Source organism: Paraburkholderia panacisoli, from assembly GCF_008369935.1.
In the GTDB taxonomy this organism is placed as follows: domain Bacteria; phylum Pseudomonadota; class Gammaproteobacteria; order Burkholderiales; family Burkholderiaceae; genus Paraburkholderia; species Paraburkholderia panacisoli.
The window spans coordinates 61957-78514 of sequence record NZ_VTUZ01000035.1 but is presented as its reverse complement, the minus strand read 5'-3'; the positions used below and the strand labels follow the sequence as shown (position 1 = coordinate 78514).

Sequence of the window (16558 nt, the reverse complement as noted above, 5' to 3'; positions counted from 1 at the left end):
CCTGCTTCAGATCTCTTCGAGTTGCGGGGCGTTCACGAACGAGGTGTTGTCGCGACCGGTACGGGCAAGGACGGCGATGCAGCACGCGCAGACGGCGGCGGCGCCGAGTGCCGACAGCAGCGCGACCGGGCCGCCCTTGAGCGCTGCAACGACGTTCTGGTTGGCGGCCATTGCGACCACCACGGGGATATACATCGCCCCCCAGAAGCCCACGCCCGCTTCGGTTTCCTTAGGCAGCAGCCCCTTCTTGTGCAGATAGAGGCGCAGGAAAATCAGCAACAGCATCGCGATGCCGACGCCGCCGACATTCGTCTTGACGCCGATCGCGAGCCCGAGCAGATCGCCGAGAAAGAGTCCCGCCAGATGGCAGAACGCAAGCAGTGCGGTTCCGTAGATGATCATGTGCTGTCTCCTGAATTTGCTCTATTGGCTTACGGCGAATCGATAACAAGTTGCGACGCGCTGCGCTGCATGTGGCCGAGGTCAGGGCGGATTCATCGCCATTGCTCGCGCAACTTCTGGCGCACCGTTACCGACGCGGCGCGGTGGGCGCTGTGAAGCCGCCCGTCGAGGCCGCGCGACGGATCGGCGCGGATGTCGTCGAACGCGTCTTGCAGCGCTTTTTCGACGCTGGCTTGATCGGCCGCAGTCGGCGCATTGGCGTTGCGCACGCCAAGCAACTTCCACAGCAGCCCTAGCGACGCATAGTTGTCGATGTCGTAGGCCATTGGCGGCACGTGCGCGGTGAACGCTTCGAGATCGGCCACTGAGCGCAGCGTTATGCGGGCGGCAGATTCCTTGCCCATGGCGTGGACCATGACCTGCGAATCGCCGAGTGCGAGCAGGCGGTTGGCCTGGTAGCCGTGTGCGAGAAACGCTCCGGACATCGCGCGCCCGACGATCAGCCCGATCACCGGATGACCCGCTAAACGCGCGCTAGCGTACGCGTCAGCGGCCCCGGCGAGCGCCTGATGGATGCCATAGGCTTCCTCGCGTCGTCCATACGCCTGACTCGCGACGTCGACGATCGCGACGATCGCGCGTTTCTCGTTACGCCCGGCATCGGCATCGACCACTTCGCGCACCGCCCGCGCAATCTCCCATCCCTCGATAAGGCCGACCTCGCCGCCACGTGCGCGAGGGAACGGGTTGTCTGGGTCCGGCACCACCGCGACGTAGCGCGCGGAATGCTCGCCAAGCCGCGCATCGACGACCCGCACTGACGGCGGATAGCCCGGCTGCAACGGCGCGCTGCAGGTGAGTGCGTCCAGCCAGACTGCGCCGCGCGCGGAAAGCTCTGGTGTGCTCATGACTAAAACCCCTTGCCGTAGATGGCGGTCACGTGTTCCGGCGTCGCCTGCACGCCCGGATCGATTTCCGAAAGCCGCTGCAAAAAGCCTGCGACGCGTTCGCTGCGGCACGTTTGCGGACGTCCCGTGCGAAACAGGTCGATGACGGCCGCGCGGATCGCATCGGTGTCGTCGGCGGCGTACACGTCGACGAGGCCCGTGCGATGGCGCTGTTCGCAACCGGTGAAGCTCCAGATCATCGGACGATCGCGCGAGTCGAATTCCACGATGCCCGCTTCCTGCTCGATCACCGCCGGTCCGTTCAGTCCAAGACGCGCTTCGCGCGTACCGATCAGATAGCTGCACAGTCCCGCCGAGATCGACATGCCGCCGTAACAGCCAATCGGGCCGGCGGTGATGCCGATCACCGGCTGATAGCGCCGCAGGTCGGCGATCGCCGCGTGAATCTCCGCGATCGCGGCGAGCCCGAGGTTCGCTTCCTGCAGGCGCACGCCACCCGTCTCGAAGAGAATCACCGCCCGGGTCGGGATGCCGTTGCGGTTGTCGTCGGCGGCCAGTTCGAGGCTGCCCGCGATCTTCGCCGCCGACACTTCACCCATGCTGCCACCCTGGTAGCCGCCATCGACTGCGAGCACGACCGCTGGTTGTCCATCGAGCTCGCCTTTGGCGACAACAGTGCCGTCGTCAGCCTGGGTCACGATGCCTTGCCGGGCGAGCCATGGCGAGCGTATGCGGTCGAACGGATCGAGCAGCTCGCGAAAGGTGCCCGGGTCAAGCAGCCTGCTGGCCCGGCTGCGCGCATCGAGTTCGATGAAGCTCTGACGCTCGAGCAATTGCTGGGTATCGGTCATCGTTATGCTCCGCCGGTTGATTGCAGTTGTTCGAGTACCTGTCCGATACGTATTTGCACGACCCCGGGCGTCGCGCCGGAATCGTTGATTTCGAGCTTCATGGCCGGCAGTGAGCTATCGCCGAAAATGCGCGCGAGCACGGCTTCCCATACGCGGCTCTTGCCGTCGACAGAAGTGGTGATGTTCACCACGGTGCGCTGCGCGGTGTTGGCTTCGAGTAGGACTTCGAGGTCGCCCGAGGCGACCACGCCGGCCACCGCGCGACCTTGCGCGGGTTGCCCGGCCGGGAATTCGAGGACGATAGTTTCCATGTGCGTTCCTATGCCCTGGTCGTAAGAGGCTTGGACCGATGAGGGGCGTTGGCTTGAAGCCGGTCGAGAAAGAGGGTGGCGGCGAGCAGATCGGCTGCGCCACCAGGCGAGACGTGCAATTCGACGAGACGCCGGTCGAGTGCCTTCAACTGCCGGCGGCCAGCGAGGCTCGCTGCGCCGCCGTCCGCGAGCACGCTTTGCGCGCCGCGCCGCATCTCGGCGAGCGCGCCGCGGCCACCGCGCGCCAGCACGCAGGTGTCGTCGAGGCTCGCCATGACGGCCATCAGCGCATTCAGGCGGGCGGCCGTTTCGCTGTCGCCGCGCCCGCGTGAACGAGCGAGCTCCGGCAGCGCCACTTGCACGACGTGCGGAAAGCCCGCCTGTGCCTGTCCGCGTGCGCCGCCTACGTTGTAGTCGAGGCATGCCTGCTCGCCTTTGTGGCCGGTGCGCGTCGGCGCGCGCCGGTCGGCAATCCGCGCGATCGATCCGGCGCGCGCGGCGACCGCTGCCGGCGCGAGGTCGTCCGGTCCGCGTGCCGCCGCGGTCACGAGCAGCCCGAGCGCCCAGATCGCGCCGCGATGGGTATTCACGCCGTGCGTTGCGTCCAGCATGCGCGCTTCGCCGTCGCGTCCGATGGCGCCGATCCGTTCACGCAGCGCGAACAGCGGCCGCGTTTCGAGCCCGGCCCGCGCCAGTTCCGCGAAGGTAGGCTGCAGTGCCAGCGCCGATGTGCACATCAGCTTCCAGTCGAGATCGTGATGTGCGCCCTGGCTGCGGATATCGACAAGTCCGGGTTTCGGGGCGAGTGTGACTTCGTCGATCAGCGCCGCGACCACCAGCGCGCCGTAACGCCCGGCAAGGTCCGGCTCCTGGCGGCGCGGCTGCGCTTCGTTCATTGCGAGGTTCTCGCGCATCACCAGCTCCGAAAGCGTGCGGGCGGTTCATACAGTCCGTCCGACCAGTCGACGAGGTCCGCCATGCTCTTCGCCGCGAGCAGCGACCGGGTCGCCTCACTGCGATGAATGCCAAGGTCCTCGGGCAGCGCGAGGAAACCATCGCGCCGCAGCGCCGCCCGTTTCTCCGCGCTGCTCGTGAGGCCGATAGGCGTTACGCCCGCGATGGCCGCGATCATCTCCTTGCGATGCTCGAGCGAACGCGCCTTGTACAGGTACGCGATGCCTTCCTCGGTCAGCACATGCGTGACGTCGTCGCCGTAGATCATCACCGGTGCGATCGGCATGCCGGTTTCGCGTCCGACTTCCACCGCATCGATCGACTCGACGATGGTCGGTTGACCGCCTGCCTGAAACGTCTCGACCATTTGTACGACGAGCTTGCGGCCGCGCTCGAGCGGGTCGTCGGTTTCCAGCATATCGAGCCAGGCGGGTGTCGCATGGCGACGGCCGTGCGGGTCGTGGCCCATGTTGGGCGCGCCGCCGAAGCCGGTGAGCCGTCCGTGCGTGACGGTCGACGAGTTGCCTGCGCCGTCCATCTGCAACGTCGAACCGATGAACATGTCGACGGCGTATTGGCCCGCGAGCTGGCACATCGCGCGATTCGAGCGCATCGAACCGTCGCGGCCGGTGAAGAAGATATCCGGCCGTTGCGCGACATAGGCTTCCATCCCCATCTCGCCGCCGAAGCAATGCACACTGTCGACCCAGCCGGTTTCGATCGCGGGGATCAGCGTCGGATGCGGATTGAGCGTCCAGTGCCGGCAGATCTTGCCCTTGAGGCCGAGCTTTTCGCCGTAGGTCGGCAGGATCAGTTCGATTGCCGCAGTGTTGAACCCGATGCCGTGATTGAGGGACTGCACCTGATGCCGCTCGTAGATGCCACGAATGGCCATCATCGCCATCAACACATGGATCGGCGTGATGAGGCGCGGGTCACGCGTGAACAGCGGCTCGATGAAGAACGGCTTGTCCGACTGGACCACGAAGTCGATCCACGAACCGGGAATGTCGACGCGCGGCAGGTCTTTCGGATCGTCGACGATCTCGTTGACCTGCGCGATCACGATGCCATCGCGAAACGCCGCGGCTTCGACGAGCGCCGGGGTGTCTTCGGTACTCGCGCCGGTGTAGAGGTTGCCATTGCGATCCGCCTTGTAGCCGGCGACCAGCACGACGTTGGGCGTCAGATCGACATAGAGCCGCGCGTACAGCTCAATGTAGGTGTGAATCGCACCGATCTCGAGGATGCCGTCTTGCAGGAACTGCGAAATGCGCAGGCTTTGCGCGCCGGCGAACGCGAAATCGAGCTTTCGGGCAATGCCGCGTTCGAACAGATCCAGATGTTCGGCACGGCTCACGCTCGGGATGATCAGATGCAGGTCATGGATGAGTTCCGGATCGACCTTCGCCAGCGAGCGCGACAGGAAGTCCGCCTGCTTCTGGTTGTTGCCCTCGACGACCACGCGGTCTCCGGGAACGATCAGCTTTTGCAGGACTTCGACGATACGGGTAGTGGGCAATACCACGCCATCGGCGATCGACGCAACGCGCGCGAGGCGCCGATGTTTTTCCGCACGGCGCGTGGCCCAGCGGGAGTGAGACGGGCTTTGACTGGACATGGGTGCTCTCGCTCTGGACATGAAACGAGTCTATGGAGCGAGGGGACAGGGTTCAATCACGTTCAGGGCGAGTCCGTTATCCCAAGGGTAATGATCGTTTCGGCTGAACGCTGGAACTGAGGCGGGACGGGAGAGGATGGCTTGAGCTGCTCGCTTAGTGGTATTCCCCAGTCGGCAGTCGGATGTGCCCTTAAACGGACTGCGACGTCACGTCGACCGCGAACCGGTTGTCTGGGCGCGCGTCTCCGCGTCTGCGAACGCCGCACTCGGCGCGCTACGCGGCGAGGTCGCGGCGCAGCGCGCCGAAGCGCAACTGTCGGTCGCCGCCGCCCGCGACGAACTGGGGCGTGTCGAGTTTGCTGCTTTATCGTCCTTCGCCTTTCCCGATGCGTGTCAGCTCTAGAACGCATGAAACGTACGAATGGCGGACTTGATCAGCCCAGCCTCAAGCCGCGGACGCGATTTTCCTCGGCTGGGTCAGCATGGCGGGCTGCAAAATCTCGTCGAGCTGGGACTGGCTCAGCAGTCCTCTTCCAACCACTATCTCCGCCACGCTTCGACCGGATGCAAGCGCTTCCTGTGCTACATCCGTCGCGTGGGTATAGCCTATGTATGGGTTAAGCGCCGTCACGATACCGATCGAATTTTCAATGATTGACCGCAGCCGGTCCCGATTGGCGGTGATTCCGTCGACGCACCTCGACGCCAGCGTCAAACATCCTGCCCGCAGATGGGCCACACTCTTGAAGAGGCTGTGCGCGATGATAGGCTCGAACGCGTTGAGTTGAAGCTGCCCGGCCTCCGCAGCAAAGCTGACGGTCACGTCATTACCGATGACCTCAAACGCTATCTGGTTGACGACCTCAGGTATGACAGGGTTGACCTTGCCCGGCATGATGCTGGAGCCGGCCTGAACCGGTGGCAGGTTGATTTCCCCGAGACCTGCACGGGGGCCGCTTGAGAGAAGACGGAGGTCATTGCACGTCTTGGACAGTTTCACCGCGACACGTTTCAACACACCAGACAACTGCACAAATGACCCGACATCCTGGGTCGCCTCCACCAGGTTGGGGGAAGTCGTGAGCGGAATTCCGGTTACGTCGCTCAGGTGACGGCAGACGACTTGTGCATACTCGGGATGGGTGTTGATGCCCGTGCCAATGGCTGTTGCGCCCAGGTTGATCTCGCAAATCAACCTTGACGCTTCCCTAAGACGCTCCTCGTCTTCTCCGAGCATGACGGCAAAGGTGCTGAACTCCTGCCCCAACGTCATGGGAACTGCATCCTGAAGTTGGGTTCGCCCCATCTTCAGGTCGTCCCGGAATTCTTCAGCCTTGCGCTCGAACGATGCGCGGAGCACGGCCATTGCTTCTATCAGTTGCATGATTCCCGCGTACGTCGCGATTTTCAATGCGGTCGGGTATACATCGTTCGTGCTTTGCCCAAGGTTGACGTCCTCATTGGGATGAAGAATGTCGTACTCTCCTCGTTGGTGCCCGAGGTGTTCAAGAGCAAGATTGGCAATGACCTCATTGGCGTTCATGTTGGTTGAAGTGCCGGCGCCGCCCTGAATGACGTCCACGACGAAGTGGTCGTGTGCGACACCGGAGCGGACCTGCCTGCAGGCTTGCACGATAGCCGACATCTTGAGCTCGCTGAGCAGCCCAAGGTCGTAATTCGCCAGCGCTGCTGCCTCTTTAACATTCGCAAGCGCGTTGATGAGATTCGGATAAGCCGAAATAGGAATTCCCGTGATGGGGAAATTCTCGAGTGCGCGCAGCGTGTGGACACCATAGTAGGCTGCCGCCGGTACGGCGAGGTCGCCGAGGAGGTCGTGTTCGATGCGTTCAATGGTCGTGAGCATAGCTTCCTTGATCTGTCAAAAAATGCGGGGCGAAGTGCGACACCCGACGCCCGTATACGCCACGGGTCGGGGGAAGAAGTCATTCAATCGGTCGGTTAGGGGCGGTGCGATTCCGATGCTGCAGTTGCGTAGGCGACACACTGCCTGGCAAGTACGTCTGTGGGGTCGACCAGCCGGACCGATGTTCCGTTAGTACCGACGAAATCCGTCTGCTGAAGCAGTAGCGGCAGCTCGGTGCAACCAAGGATGATGACGTCTACGCCCCGGGAAATGAGCCCGTCAATCGCAGCAGCGATATCGGACTGGCACTGCCCGGTCGTGAACCCTGCTTTTACGCCTTCCTTGCCGTAAATCGCGTCCATCACTCGCGCCTGCAAAGCCGGGCCCGGGACGATTTGCTGTAACCCTTGTGAGGTGAGCGCCTTTTCGTAGACACCGCTTTCGACCGTACCCGAGGTCGCCAGCACACCGACTGACCGCAGCGACGGAAAGCTCTCGCGAAGATAGCTGACGGTAACCGTCAGCATGTTCACGATTGGTATGCCGAGATACGGCTGGATCCGCTCGACGAACGCGTGAGCGGTGTTACATGGGATAGCAATGATGTCCGCGTCGCCTGATTCGAGCTTCTTGCATGTCGCGTAAAGGGAGATGGTCGGGTCGGGCCCGTCGCCAATCAGGCTTTCTGTGCGGTCCGGAATTTGCGGGTTCTGCTCGACCAACAGTTTGATGTGGTCCTGGTCCCGTTTAGCCGGCGTATTGCGCACGATCTTATGGATGAAATCGACGGTCGCCGCCGGTCCAACCCCGCCGACTATACCGACCTTGAACAGCGTTTCGGGCAAAGCATACTGCCCCGATACGACGTATTGTGCATAGGCCAGATTGGAATCGAGTAGCGGCACCTGCAGCGGGCCAATCTCCCCGGCTACCAGAGCGATTTCGGTCAGACCTGGGACAATGATGTTGACGCCCTGCGAGATGAGGTCCTCGCACGCCTCGCGCAAAAGCTTCACCGGTCGGCCACTCAGGTTCCCGCTCTTGACGCCTTCAGACCCATATACGGCTTCTGTGACGAGGTCCAGATTCTCCCGGTGGCGGGGATAGACAACCTCAAATTCAGGTGCCGAAAAATACTTCTCAAACAGCCCTTTCCGACGCGTGTATTCGGACGCCAATACACCGATTCGACGCACGGTAGGAAATTTCCGCCGAACGTGACTGCGAACAGCCTCGACCATGTTAACAATCTGAAGCGGTGAATTTGCCTTCAGCTCATCAATAAACGTGTGGCTGAGAAAGCAGGGAAGCACCACTGTCGTCACGCCTTGCTTCTCGAAGCGGCTAATCAGATCGAAGATATACAGCTTCCGTTGCGTCGTAGCCTCATTTCCGGTACCCGAGTTGCCGAAAGGGTGCTGCTCGAATACCACGTCGAAGTGCTCCGCGTCGCTGGTGGCGGGAGTCGATTTGACGAGCTTGAAGAATACATCGGCACTTGCCAACGGCCCCAAGCCCCCCACAACCCCGAACTTGCGCACGTTGTCCTGCTTCACTTCTTTCATTTCATCTCACCTTGCAGTTGAACGAAAGCGACGTCGCTGGCACGTTTCGCGTGCCTGGCTGAGCGTTTGGCCTCCCACTTCGCGATGACGGCCGTTGCGATGCTGTTGCCAATTACGTTGGTGGCGGTTCGGCCCATGTCGAGAACCTGATCGATGGCGAGGATGAGCACGACTCCGGACGGTGGCAGATGGAACATCGGTGCAACAGCAGCAACCACGACCACCGAGCCTCGGGCGACCCCTGCCATCCCCTTGCTGCTGACCATGAGTACGAGCAACATCACGATCTGGGCGCCCAATGGCATGTCAATGCCGAAAGCCTGCGCGATGAAAATCGCCGCGAATGCCTGGTACATCATCGAGCCGTCCAGATTGAACGCGTATCCGAGCGGCAAGGTGAACCCAACAACCTTCTTGTCAACCCCAAACGCTTCGAGCTTTTCGGTCAGGCGGGGGTAAGCCGCTTCACTGCTTGCCGTCGAAAAAGCGAGCATCGCGGGTTCGCGAATTGCCTTCAGCAGCGTCCAGATCTGCTTCCCGAGAAAGAAATACCCGACAAGGATGAGAAGCGTCCAAAGAAGCACAAGCCCTGCATAGAAGCTGCCGATGAGTTTGCCGTACGTGGTCAACACATCCAGACCGTGTACCGTGATGGCCGCGGCGAGCGCACCAAAGACACCGATTGGGGCGAGACGCATCACGTAGTCGGTCAGTTTCAGCATGGCCGGCACGAGGGCATCCACGCCTGCAATCAGCGGCGCCACACGCGTATCGCTCTTGATGGCGCTCAGTACGACGCCGAACAGCACGGAGAAAACAAGGATTTGCAGAATGTCGTTTCGGGCCATCGCGTCAATGATGCTGGTCGGAAACGCGTGGGTAATGAAGTCCTTGAAGTTCAGGCCAGCAGTATTCAGACCTGTTGTCACATCGGCGCTGGTCTGCACCATATGCAGCCCTGCGCCCGGTTGGAAGATGTTCGCCAGCACCAGGCCGAGCGCGAGGGAGAGCAGAGACGCGCACAGGAACCACCCCACCGACCTGAACCCGATCCGGCGCACATCGCTTGTCCCGGCCATGCCGGCAAGGCCGGAGACCAACGTCGCGAAGACCAGCGGTGCGATAATCATCTTCACGAGGCGAAGAAAAATATCGGTGATGATTGAAAAGTAGCCGGCCATGGTCTTCGCTTCAGCGGCATCCGCGACCGACCGGTGGCAGATGTACCCGACGACAACGCCGAGCAGCATGCCGACAAAAATATAGAGTGTGAGGCGATTCTTCATTTGAATCCGTCCAGGAATGGCGCCCGGCGGCGGGATGCCCCACCTGCGCATGAATGGCAAAAACGTCGCTGAATCAGCAGGTTTTTGTGTATGGACGGATCTTAAGGAACGTCAAAAATGCGTTGATGCTACTACTGCATGCGGTTATGCCAGTTTCGCATAACTCGTGAAAACCCTATCAGGAGGGCTGCGAGGCTGCCCGAATGTGTCCCCAGAGCTTCTCCAGAAACTCGCTGCGATTCGAGGCATCGCGGTACACGCGCAGTTCGAGCTCCAGATGCCATTCGGAGCGCCCGGCAGGCACCAGTTCGCCTGACTCGAGTTCGGCGATGATGGAACTTTTGGGTAGCCACGCGACCCCTTCACCTTCCATCACAAGTTTCTTCAGCACTTCTGCCATGTCCGATTCGTAATGAAGCTGCAGCGCCGGGGCAGCAGTTGCTTGCCCAAGAAGTAGCGCAAGGCAGCGGCCGAAATAGCTGGTTTCCGTATAGGAAATGAACGGGAGTGGACGGTTCGCCGTTCCCGGCAACCGGAACGCCGGGGCTGAGCGTTCATTGGGGCGGCACACCGGCATGAACGTGTCGACGCCTACGGTCAGATGCTGGTATCGCGCCGGGTCCAGATGCAGCGGCAGCTCCGGATGGTGATACGCAAACATCAGTTCGCAATTACCGTTGACGAGCATCAGAATCGAATCGTGTACGTTCGCCGGAATGACCCGAGCGCGTACCTCGCCAAAATGCGCGGTGAGCGTCTTCAACCATGCAGGCAGAAAGCTCAGCGCGATTGTGTGGCCGGCCGCAATCTGCAGGCCTTTGCCGGCCATTCGTTGCTCGGTGCGGATGATGGCCCGCGTATCGAAGAGCTTTTCGAGAATGTCTTCGGCCGCTTCCTGGAACAAACGCCCTGCAGGCGTCAGCGTCGGGGGAAAGCTGCTCCGGTCGATGAGGTCAGCGCCCACCCACTGCTCAAGTGACTGGATCCGCCGGCTAAACCCTGACTGCGTCACATTCCGAAATTCCGCCGCCCGTGAAAAGCTTTGATATCGGGCAAGCGCGATGAAGTCTTCAATCCACTTGATTTCCATAGCTGGTCCTGTGACGAGGCGGTAGCGCCTGCGAGACCGAGAGATTCTACGCCGGACCGCTTCTTCGGCAATGCAGGAGGAAGCGGTTGTCATCGAGCCGGGAAAGACCAGCGCGCTCCAACCACCTACGCTTTAGGTCCCATCCGCTCTTCCGATCTTCGGCCCGGACATGCGGGTGACGACGTGACCTCCAGTGCTGTCGGAATTCAGATAGTCCTTGTAGGCTGAGAATGCGTAGTTCAGCAGGTTACTGGCACCCGTTATCCGGGCACTAGCCGTTGGCGCACCCAGCAGCACAGCAAAAACGCGTCTTGTCATCGGCGGCGAGGGCTGGCTTCTTTTTGCAGTTGCGACGATGCAATAACCCGCTACTTGGGTGTGCCCCGTCTTCATCCCGTCGACTGAAGGGTCCTTACCCAGCAGCCAGTTCTTGTTCCGCTTCTCAAACTTGCCGAACGCGAAATGTTGCTCCGACGAGAATGCGTAGTAATCGGGGAAATCTGCAGTGAGCCGCAACGCCAAAGTGGACAAGTCGCGAGCGGTTGAATAATTGCCCGGCGTGGTAATCCCTGATGGTGTCGAGTAATGGGTATGTTTCATGCCGAGTTGCTGTGCCGTGTCGTTCATGAGCTGCTCGAATCCCGCAAGCGACCCGCCGACACGCGCGGCCAGGACAAGTGCGGCATCGTTGGCGGAGGCAGCAATCAGACCTTGGACAAGCTGTTTGACGGACACCCGCTGTCCCGGGACCAGGAACATCTTCGCTTCATCGTTGCCGACGTAACGGATATCCGCGGCGTCGACCTGAACTTTCTCATCCCAGCGTAAAGTTCCACGCTTCAGGGCGCCAAGCACGATGTATGCGGTCATGAGCTTGGTGAGCGATGCAGGCTGACGCTCCGCGTCCGCGTTTCGCTCCGCGAGTGTCTGACCGGATTCGCCGTCCACCACCATCCAGGACACGGCCTGGACGGCTGGTGGCGGCTGTGCGGTGGTGGCTCCTGATGCTAAAGAACTCAGGCATGAAGCGATTCCTGCTGTCATCAGGATGTGTCGAAATAGCGAAGTGGGGGTTCGGGGCTTCAAGTCTAAACCTCGGGTCAAGGCGACGTTTCAGCAGGCGATGTCTCGTGCCATAACGAAACGACGGTGCCATCTGCGTCTGAAAAGCGGAGCATCATAGACGGGGTCCCGCACCTATGTCATGCTGATTCCGCATAGCACTATTCCAATGTCGCAACTGTTCCCCTTTGGTTACTGTGCCCAATCTTCACGACGATGTTGTCCGGGGCCGCCAGTGCGATGCAGGGTGACGTGACGCGAAGTACGGCGGAGATCGTGAAGTGGGCCCGTCTGTTGAATGAATATCGCATTTGTCTCTCTCCGGTCATCGGATGTTGTAGGTGAAACGCTGTATTTAAGGAGGATCGATTACACGCGTTGGCGTCGCGCGAGATGGATGCCGGCGAGCATGCAGCGCACGGAACCGCCAGCCATTTCAATGGTGGGTACCCGAAGTGGCAGCAGGCGCGCGGATCGTTCAATCTGTGCGCGTTGTTGTGGTCTCAGACTTTCAGCTGCGCGCTCGGACAATGCAAGCACACGGCCGTTACTTCCGGTGAGTTCGAGTGCGTTGCCGGCAAAACTGTCGATCTGTTCGTGATCGAGTGCGATCACGGTCCTTCCACTTTCGAGCAGTCGCCGCTTAACTTCCTCACGACGGGACGCATTGGAAATCAAGTCGAGCCCCACGAGCGCAAATTCGGTGCCGATACTCATCATGACGTTGGTGTGGTAGATGGCACTGCCTGAGCGATCAGCCGTGTCGAAACACATGGGCTCGAAGTTGAAATGAGTACAGAAGCGCTCCAGGGCAACGGGGTCGGCGCGACGCGAACGCGCGGTGTAGGCAACGCGAGCGACGTGGTCGAGCACCATGGCGCCAGTGCCCTCCAGGAAAACACCGTCGTATTCGAGACCTGAGTAATCAATCACGTCCTGGACACGATATTCCGCTTTGAGCATCTCGACGACATCGGCACGTCGTTCGCGCCGGCGGTTCGCGCAATGCATCGGATAGAGCGCGATATGACCGCCCGCATGAGTTGAGAGCCAGTTGTTCGGGAACACGGAGTCGGGCGTCTGGCGTTCTCCGTGATCGTCAAAAACGTGGGTGCGGATTCCGGCTTTCTCCAAAGCTGCCGCCGCCGCCGTGACCTCGTTTCGCGCAGCGGTGGCCAGCGCCGCATGATCCTGCACGTGCTCGGCCCGCTGAAAGGCGTTGTCAGCCGCCGTTTCGGGATTGGGGTGAAAACAGTGCGGCCGGATCACGATGACAGCGCTGGGCGCCTGAATCGAAATAGTGCTCATGTCGGTGACGGTATGACGAGTGCGTTGTGTATGTCGTTTCGAGTTTCGACGACGCTTCTTATTGACTCAGTGCCATGGCCTCGCTATTGAGCGCAAGAGGGCCACTCTCGGGCGCGTTCGATATTGCCAGCGTATCGAACAGGTTTTTGGGGTCCACAGAAGGCGGGATTAACGCGACCTGTGTGCCGACTTTCCGGCTCTGCGCGAGACTATGCAGATAGCGGAGCGCGGAATAATCTTCGAGCGCGAAGCCCACTGAGTCGAACACCGTGACCTGGTCGACGCGTTCCCGGCCGGCCGCTTCGCCCCGAAGCACACGCCAGAATTCGATTACGGGGAAGTCGCCCGGCAGTTGCTGGATGTCCCCTTCGATGCGGGTCTGGGGCTCAAACTCGACAAATACGGTCGCCGCGCGCAGCACGTCTGCGTGCAGTTCTGTCTTTCCAGGGCAGTCGCCTCCGACCGCGTTGAAGTGCATGCCCGGCTCGATGATGTCGGGCGTGATGATCGTCGCGTACGCCTTGTCAGCAGTGACGGTCGTGACGATGTCGGCGCCACGCACGGCGTCAGCCGTCGAGCTTGCGCGCACCACTCGCAGCTGCGGGTACCCCGCAAGATTGGCAATCAACTTGTCGGTCGCGCGAGGATCGACGTCGAACACGCGGATCTCGTCGATGCCGAGGATGGTGTGAAACGCAATCGCCTGGAATTCGCTCTGCGCCCCGTTGCCGATCAAAGCCATGGTGCGAGAGTCGGGCCGTGCGAGCACTTTTGCAACCATCGCCGACGTTGCGGCGGTGCGCAACGCGGTCGTCAAGGTCAGCTCGGATAAGAAAGCCGGGTAGCCCGTGTCGACATTCGCCAACGCGCCAAAAGCCATCACGGTATGGATGCCGCGTTGCGCATTGACCGGATGGCCGTTCACGTACTTGAAGGCGAACAGGTTTGAGTCCGCGACGGGCATCAACTCGATGACGCCCACGTTCGAATGACAGGCAACGCGTGGCGATTTGTCGAACTCCTGCCATCGAAGGTAATCGGCGCGAATCGTGTCGGCGAGCTCCCTCAGGAAGCGCGGGACGCCGATGTCCGCGACGAGTCGATAGGTTGCGGGTACGTCTAGAAAGCAGGTCATTGCCGAATCTCCCAGGTTGTTGGTGGCCGCTATGGCGAAAACGCTGGAGAAATTATTCATCGGCCTCCAGCCAACAAAAAGATGGCAAAGTTTGCGCTTTTGGTGGGTTGCATAGCAAAATGCTAGCGATCAGTGGCAATTTGCTAAATTGACGGCGGCTTGTCCGCGCCGGCGCATTCAAATCGGTGGGGAAGGTGATCAATCTCGATGATGTCGACAAGCAGTTGCTTGCGCTGTTGCGGCAGGACGCCCGCACATCCGTGGTGACGCTTGCAAAGCACTTGCGAGTCGCACGCGCAACGGTGCAAAACCGTATAACCCGGCTCGAGAAAAGCGGGGTAATCGTCGGTTATACCGTGCGACTAAAACCGGCGGCAGAGCCGCATCAGATTCGCGCGTTGATGTCGATCGCCGTCGATGGTAATCGAGCGAAAGAGGTGATGACGGTCCTGCGCGGACACCCTAACGTGGCGACCATTCATAGCACCAATGGGCGTTGGGACATGATCGCGGAGCTGCGAGCCGACACGCTGGAGAATTTCGACCGCGTGCTCGGAGCGATCCGGTTGATTGACGGAATCGCCAATACGGAAACAAGCATTCTGCTTTCTACCCACAAGCTCTGAGCAAGCAGTGCGCGATTGCCAGGCGAGCGTTTATCCAACACAAATCTATTGATCACGGGGGCAATATCAAACGGTTGGCATGGCGGTGCCTTCATGAGTCGGGAAACGACTCTGCCAACGCAGAGGTTTATTCCGAGGGCGCAGCAGTTGGCGACGTTCGGAGGACTGCCGCTCCGTGCTACAGGGAGCGACAATCGCCCGATCCTTTGAGGACCGTCGATATGATCCGGCGCGAGTGATTTCGGACCGCAGAACAGCGAAATCCGGAGCAGCAAAGCGTGCGGTTTTTTCGTGAATCGAAACCAGGCTTTGCGCGCCCGCCTGGATGCTCAGAAGAAGTGCTGCATTCCGATTCGCACGGACATCTGTTCGCTGCTGGACGACGGCGACAAAGAGAGGAGCGCCGCGTGTGCACCGCCACCCGCGCGCTGGTAGGTCAACTCGGCATAGAGCGTGGTCCGCACCGAAAGGTGATAGAGATTCGATAAGCCGGCAGTCGTGTAGTTCTTGCCCGCGAACCACGTTCGATATCCGCCGAGCAGTACGGTGTCGAATGGCGTGACATTCCAGTCGATACCGAGTTCCGTGGTCGTTGCATGGGCGGAGTCGGTATTGCTTGCGATTTTCGCCGTATCGACGATAGCATGGAACGCCCATTGACGGTTCGGGGTGTAGGTGCCGGCGACGCCGAAGATCTGCGAATCCCGCGCCCTGAAAGCGACCCCGCCCGAGAGGTCCTGACCGAGGAAACTCGCGTAGCCGAGCGATGTGTTCAGCGCGTACGATTTGTTCCGCGTATCGCTATACACTGCGCCCAGTTGCAGGGCGGAGGACTTGTAAAGCAACGCGCCGCCGACATAGCGGCCTTGTCCCGTCGATGGATCGGTGAAACCGTACATGACGCGCGCGGACACGCCGTGCCATGGATTGCTCGCGTACTTCACCGAATTGTTGACTGTGGTCACCGCAGCGTTGTCGATATTGGCGGGGTGATAGAGGAAATAGTTGTACTGGACCGCGCCGTTCGCATTGGGAAGCAGCACATCGTCGGTCAAATCCCATTGCCTGCCGAGCGTGAGCGTTCCCCAACGGGAGTCGGTCAAGCCGATAAACGCCTTGCGACTGAAAAGAATGCCCGATGCCGCGAATGCCCCGGTATTCGAGAAGAATCCGTTTTCCAGTTGGAATAGGGCTTTCAAACCTCCGCCCAAATCGTCCGAGCCCTTGAACCCGAACTGGTCCGGCACGCTGATCGGCCCCATGACTGTTTGTGAACCCCCTTTCACGTTGGTCACGTAGCCTACGCCTTCGTCGATACTGCCGTATAGGGTCATGCTGGATTGAGCGAAGGCCGTTGAGGTGCATGATCCGAGCAGCGAAACAGCAAGGAATCCCTTATTTATCGTTTTCATGTAGGTGAAGCTTTGGTGTGTTGAGTTGATAGTCTTATGCCAAAACGTAAGCATTCCTTATTCATTATCAGAAACGATGACGTAGAAATCTCATGTCGATGACAAATATCGGGAGAGGAAAGAGGAAATGCTCAGGCCGCAGGCCGGTCCGCACCGGCTAGCG

At 60.5% G+C, this 16558-nt stretch carries 17 protein-coding genes; 2 read left to right on the top strand and 15 right to left on the bottom strand.

Translation table 11 applies throughout. From position 1 onward, the window contains the following. Window positions 1–6: 6 nt before the first annotated feature. From madL to cas5, 7 genes are all read right to left on the bottom strand, one after another. On the bottom strand, window positions 7–402 hold the full coding sequence (gene madL, locus FVF58_RS36425; RefSeq protein ID WP_149674560.1) for a malonate transporter subunit MadL: 396 nt from the start codon (window positions 400–402) through the stop codon (window positions 7–9). Window positions 403–494: 92 nt separating this feature from the next. Then, the gene (gene mdcE, locus FVF58_RS36420) at window positions 495–1310 is read right to left on the bottom strand and encodes a biotin-independent malonate decarboxylase subunit gamma (protein WP_149674559.1); all 816 of its coding nucleotides are present in this window, start codon (window positions 1308–1310) and stop codon (window positions 495–497) included. A gap of 2 nt (window positions 1311–1312) precedes the next feature. After that, the gene (locus tag FVF58_RS36415) at window positions 1313–2161 is read right to left on the bottom strand and encodes a biotin-independent malonate decarboxylase subunit beta (RefSeq protein WP_149674558.1); all 849 of its coding nucleotides are present in this window, start codon (window positions 2159–2161) and stop codon (window positions 1313–1315) included. 2 nt (window positions 2162–2163) lie between these two features. Beyond that, a complete protein-coding gene (locus FVF58_RS36410) occupies window positions 2164–2472 on the bottom strand; it encodes a malonate decarboxylase subunit delta (protein ID WP_149674557.1) in 309 nt (102 codons plus the stop codon). 8 nt (window positions 2473–2480) lie between these two features. Continuing rightward, on the bottom strand, window positions 2481–3386 hold the full coding sequence (locus FVF58_RS36405; protein ID WP_149674556.1) for a triphosphoribosyl-dephospho-CoA synthase: 906 nt from the start codon (window positions 3384–3386) through the stop codon (window positions 2481–2483). Beyond that, window positions 3386–5047, bottom strand: coding sequence for a malonate decarboxylase subunit alpha (mdcA, locus tag FVF58_RS36400; RefSeq protein ID WP_149674555.1), 1662 nt, complete (start codon window positions 5045–5047; stop codon window positions 3386–3388). Before mdcA ends, FVF58_RS36405 begins: the two co-directional genes overlap by 1 nt. 62 nt (window positions 5048–5109) lie before the next feature. Further along, window positions 5110–5313, bottom strand: coding sequence for a CRISPR-associated protein Cas5 (gene cas5, locus FVF58_RS54925; protein WP_149674554.1), 204 nt, complete (start codon window positions 5311–5313; stop codon window positions 5110–5112). Between cas5 and FVF58_RS51755 the strand changes: the two genes are divergently transcribed. Further along, window positions 5232–5450: a hypothetical protein gene (locus tag FVF58_RS51755; protein ID WP_188131035.1), complete on the top strand. Its 219-nt coding sequence runs from the start codon at window positions 5232–5234 to the stop codon at window positions 5448–5450. The genes cas5 and FVF58_RS51755 overlap by 82 nt on opposite strands. Before the next feature lie 42 nt (window positions 5451–5492). Here the strand turns inward: FVF58_RS51755 and aspA are convergent, their stop codons facing one another. The 7 genes from aspA to FVF58_RS36355 all read right to left on the bottom strand — a co-directional run bounded on the left by aspA (window position 5493) and on the right by FVF58_RS36355 (window position 14357). Continuing rightward, a complete protein-coding gene (aspA, locus tag FVF58_RS36385; protein ID WP_149674553.1) occupies window positions 5493–6911 on the bottom strand; it encodes an aspartate ammonia-lyase in 1419 nt (472 codons plus the stop codon). Between the two features lie 95 nt (window positions 6912–7006). Continuing rightward, window positions 7007–8476: a cysteate racemase gene (cuyB, locus tag FVF58_RS36380; RefSeq protein ID WP_149674552.1), complete on the bottom strand. Its 1470-nt coding sequence runs from the start codon at window positions 8474–8476 to the stop codon at window positions 7007–7009. Further along, the gene (locus FVF58_RS36375) at window positions 8473–9762 is read right to left on the bottom strand and encodes a dicarboxylate/amino acid:cation symporter (protein WP_149674551.1); all 1290 of its coding nucleotides are present in this window, start codon (window positions 9760–9762) and stop codon (window positions 8473–8475) included. The genes cuyB and FVF58_RS36375 overlap by 4 nt, the downstream gene beginning before the upstream one ends. Before the next feature lie 178 nt (window positions 9763–9940). Continuing rightward, window positions 9941–10852, bottom strand: coding sequence for a LysR substrate-binding domain-containing protein (locus tag FVF58_RS36370; protein WP_149674550.1), 912 nt, complete (start codon window positions 10850–10852; stop codon window positions 9941–9943). Window positions 10853–10984: 132 nt separating this feature from the next. Beyond that, window positions 10985–11896, bottom strand: a complete 912-nt coding sequence (locus FVF58_RS36365; protein WP_149674549.1) for a D-alanyl-D-alanine carboxypeptidase family protein — start codon at window positions 11894–11896, stop codon at window positions 10985–10987. Window positions 11897–12283: 387 nt separating this feature from the next. Continuing rightward, window positions 12284–13222 (bottom strand): citrulline utilization hydrolase CtlX, encoded by a 939-nt coding sequence (ctlX, locus tag FVF58_RS36360; protein ID WP_149674548.1) that lies wholly within the window; start codon window positions 13220–13222, stop codon window positions 12284–12286. Between the two features lie 58 nt (window positions 13223–13280). After that, window positions 13281–14357, bottom strand: a complete 1077-nt coding sequence (locus FVF58_RS36355) for an ornithine cyclodeaminase (protein ID WP_149674547.1) — start codon at window positions 14355–14357, stop codon at window positions 13281–13283. Between the two features lie 194 nt (window positions 14358–14551). On the opposite strand from FVF58_RS36355, the gene FVF58_RS36350 reads away from it, so the two are divergent. Continuing rightward, window positions 14552–14983 carry an Lrp/AsnC family transcriptional regulator gene (locus FVF58_RS36350; protein ID WP_149674546.1) on the top strand — a complete coding sequence of 144 codons (432 nt, stop codon included), beginning with the start codon at window positions 14552–14554 and terminating at the stop codon, window positions 14981–14983. Between the two features lie 329 nt (window positions 14984–15312). On the opposite strand, the gene FVF58_RS36345 is transcribed toward FVF58_RS36350, so the two are convergent. Further along, window positions 15313–16395, bottom strand: a complete 1083-nt coding sequence (locus tag FVF58_RS36345) for a porin (RefSeq protein ID WP_188131032.1) — start codon at window positions 16393–16395, stop codon at window positions 15313–15315. Between the last annotated feature and the right edge of the window lie 163 nt (window positions 16396–16558).

Bases quoted from the DNA above. Each gene is read 5' to 3' on its own strand.
- mdcE (WP_149674559.1), bottom strand. From the start codon at position 1,310: ATGAGCACACCAGAGCTTTCCGCGCGCGGCGCAGTCTGGCTGGACGCA.
- madL (WP_149674560.1), bottom strand. From the start codon at position 402: ATGATCATCTACGGAACCGCACTGCTTGCGTTCTGCCATCTGGCGGGA.
- FVF58_RS36405 (WP_149674556.1), bottom strand. From the start codon at position 3,386: ATGCGCGAGAACCTCGCAATGAACGAAGCGCAGCCGCGCCGCCAGGAG.
- FVF58_RS36410 (WP_149674557.1), bottom strand. From the start codon at position 2,472: ATGGAAACTATCGTCCTCGAATTCCCGGCCGGGCAACCCGCGCAAGGT.
- ctlX (WP_149674548.1), bottom strand. From the start codon at position 13,222: ATGAGCACTATTTCGATTCAGGCGCCCAGCGCTGTCATCGTGATCCGG.
- FVF58_RS36345 (WP_188131032.1), bottom strand. From the start codon at position 16,395: ATGAAAACGATAAATAAGGGATTCCTTGCTGTTTCGCTGCTCGGATCA.
- FVF58_RS36365 (WP_149674549.1), bottom strand. From the start codon at position 11,896: ATGACAGCAGGAATCGCTTCATGCCTGAGTTCTTTAGCATCAGGAGCC.
- mdcA (WP_149674555.1), bottom strand. From the start codon at position 5,047: ATGTCCAGTCAAAGCCCGTCTCACTCCCGCTGGGCCACGCGCCGTGCG.
- FVF58_RS36415 (WP_149674558.1), bottom strand. From the start codon at position 2,161: ATGACCGATACCCAGCAATTGCTCGAGCGTCAGAGCTTCATCGAACTC.
- FVF58_RS36355 (WP_149674547.1), bottom strand. From the start codon at position 14,357: ATGACCTGCTTTCTAGACGTACCCGCAACCTATCGACTCGTCGCGGAC.
- cuyB (WP_149674552.1), bottom strand. From the start codon at position 8,476: ATGAAAGAAGTGAAGCAGGACAACGTGCGCAAGTTCGGGGTTGTGGGG.
- FVF58_RS36375 (WP_149674551.1), bottom strand. From the start codon at position 9,762: ATGAAGAATCGCCTCACACTCTATATTTTTGTCGGCATGCTGCTCGGC.
- aspA (WP_149674553.1), bottom strand. From the start codon at position 6,911: ATGCTCACGACCATTGAACGCATCGAACACGACCTCCTCGGCGACCTC.
- FVF58_RS36370 (WP_149674550.1), bottom strand. From the start codon at position 10,852: ATGGAAATCAAGTGGATTGAAGACTTCATCGCGCTTGCCCGATATCAA.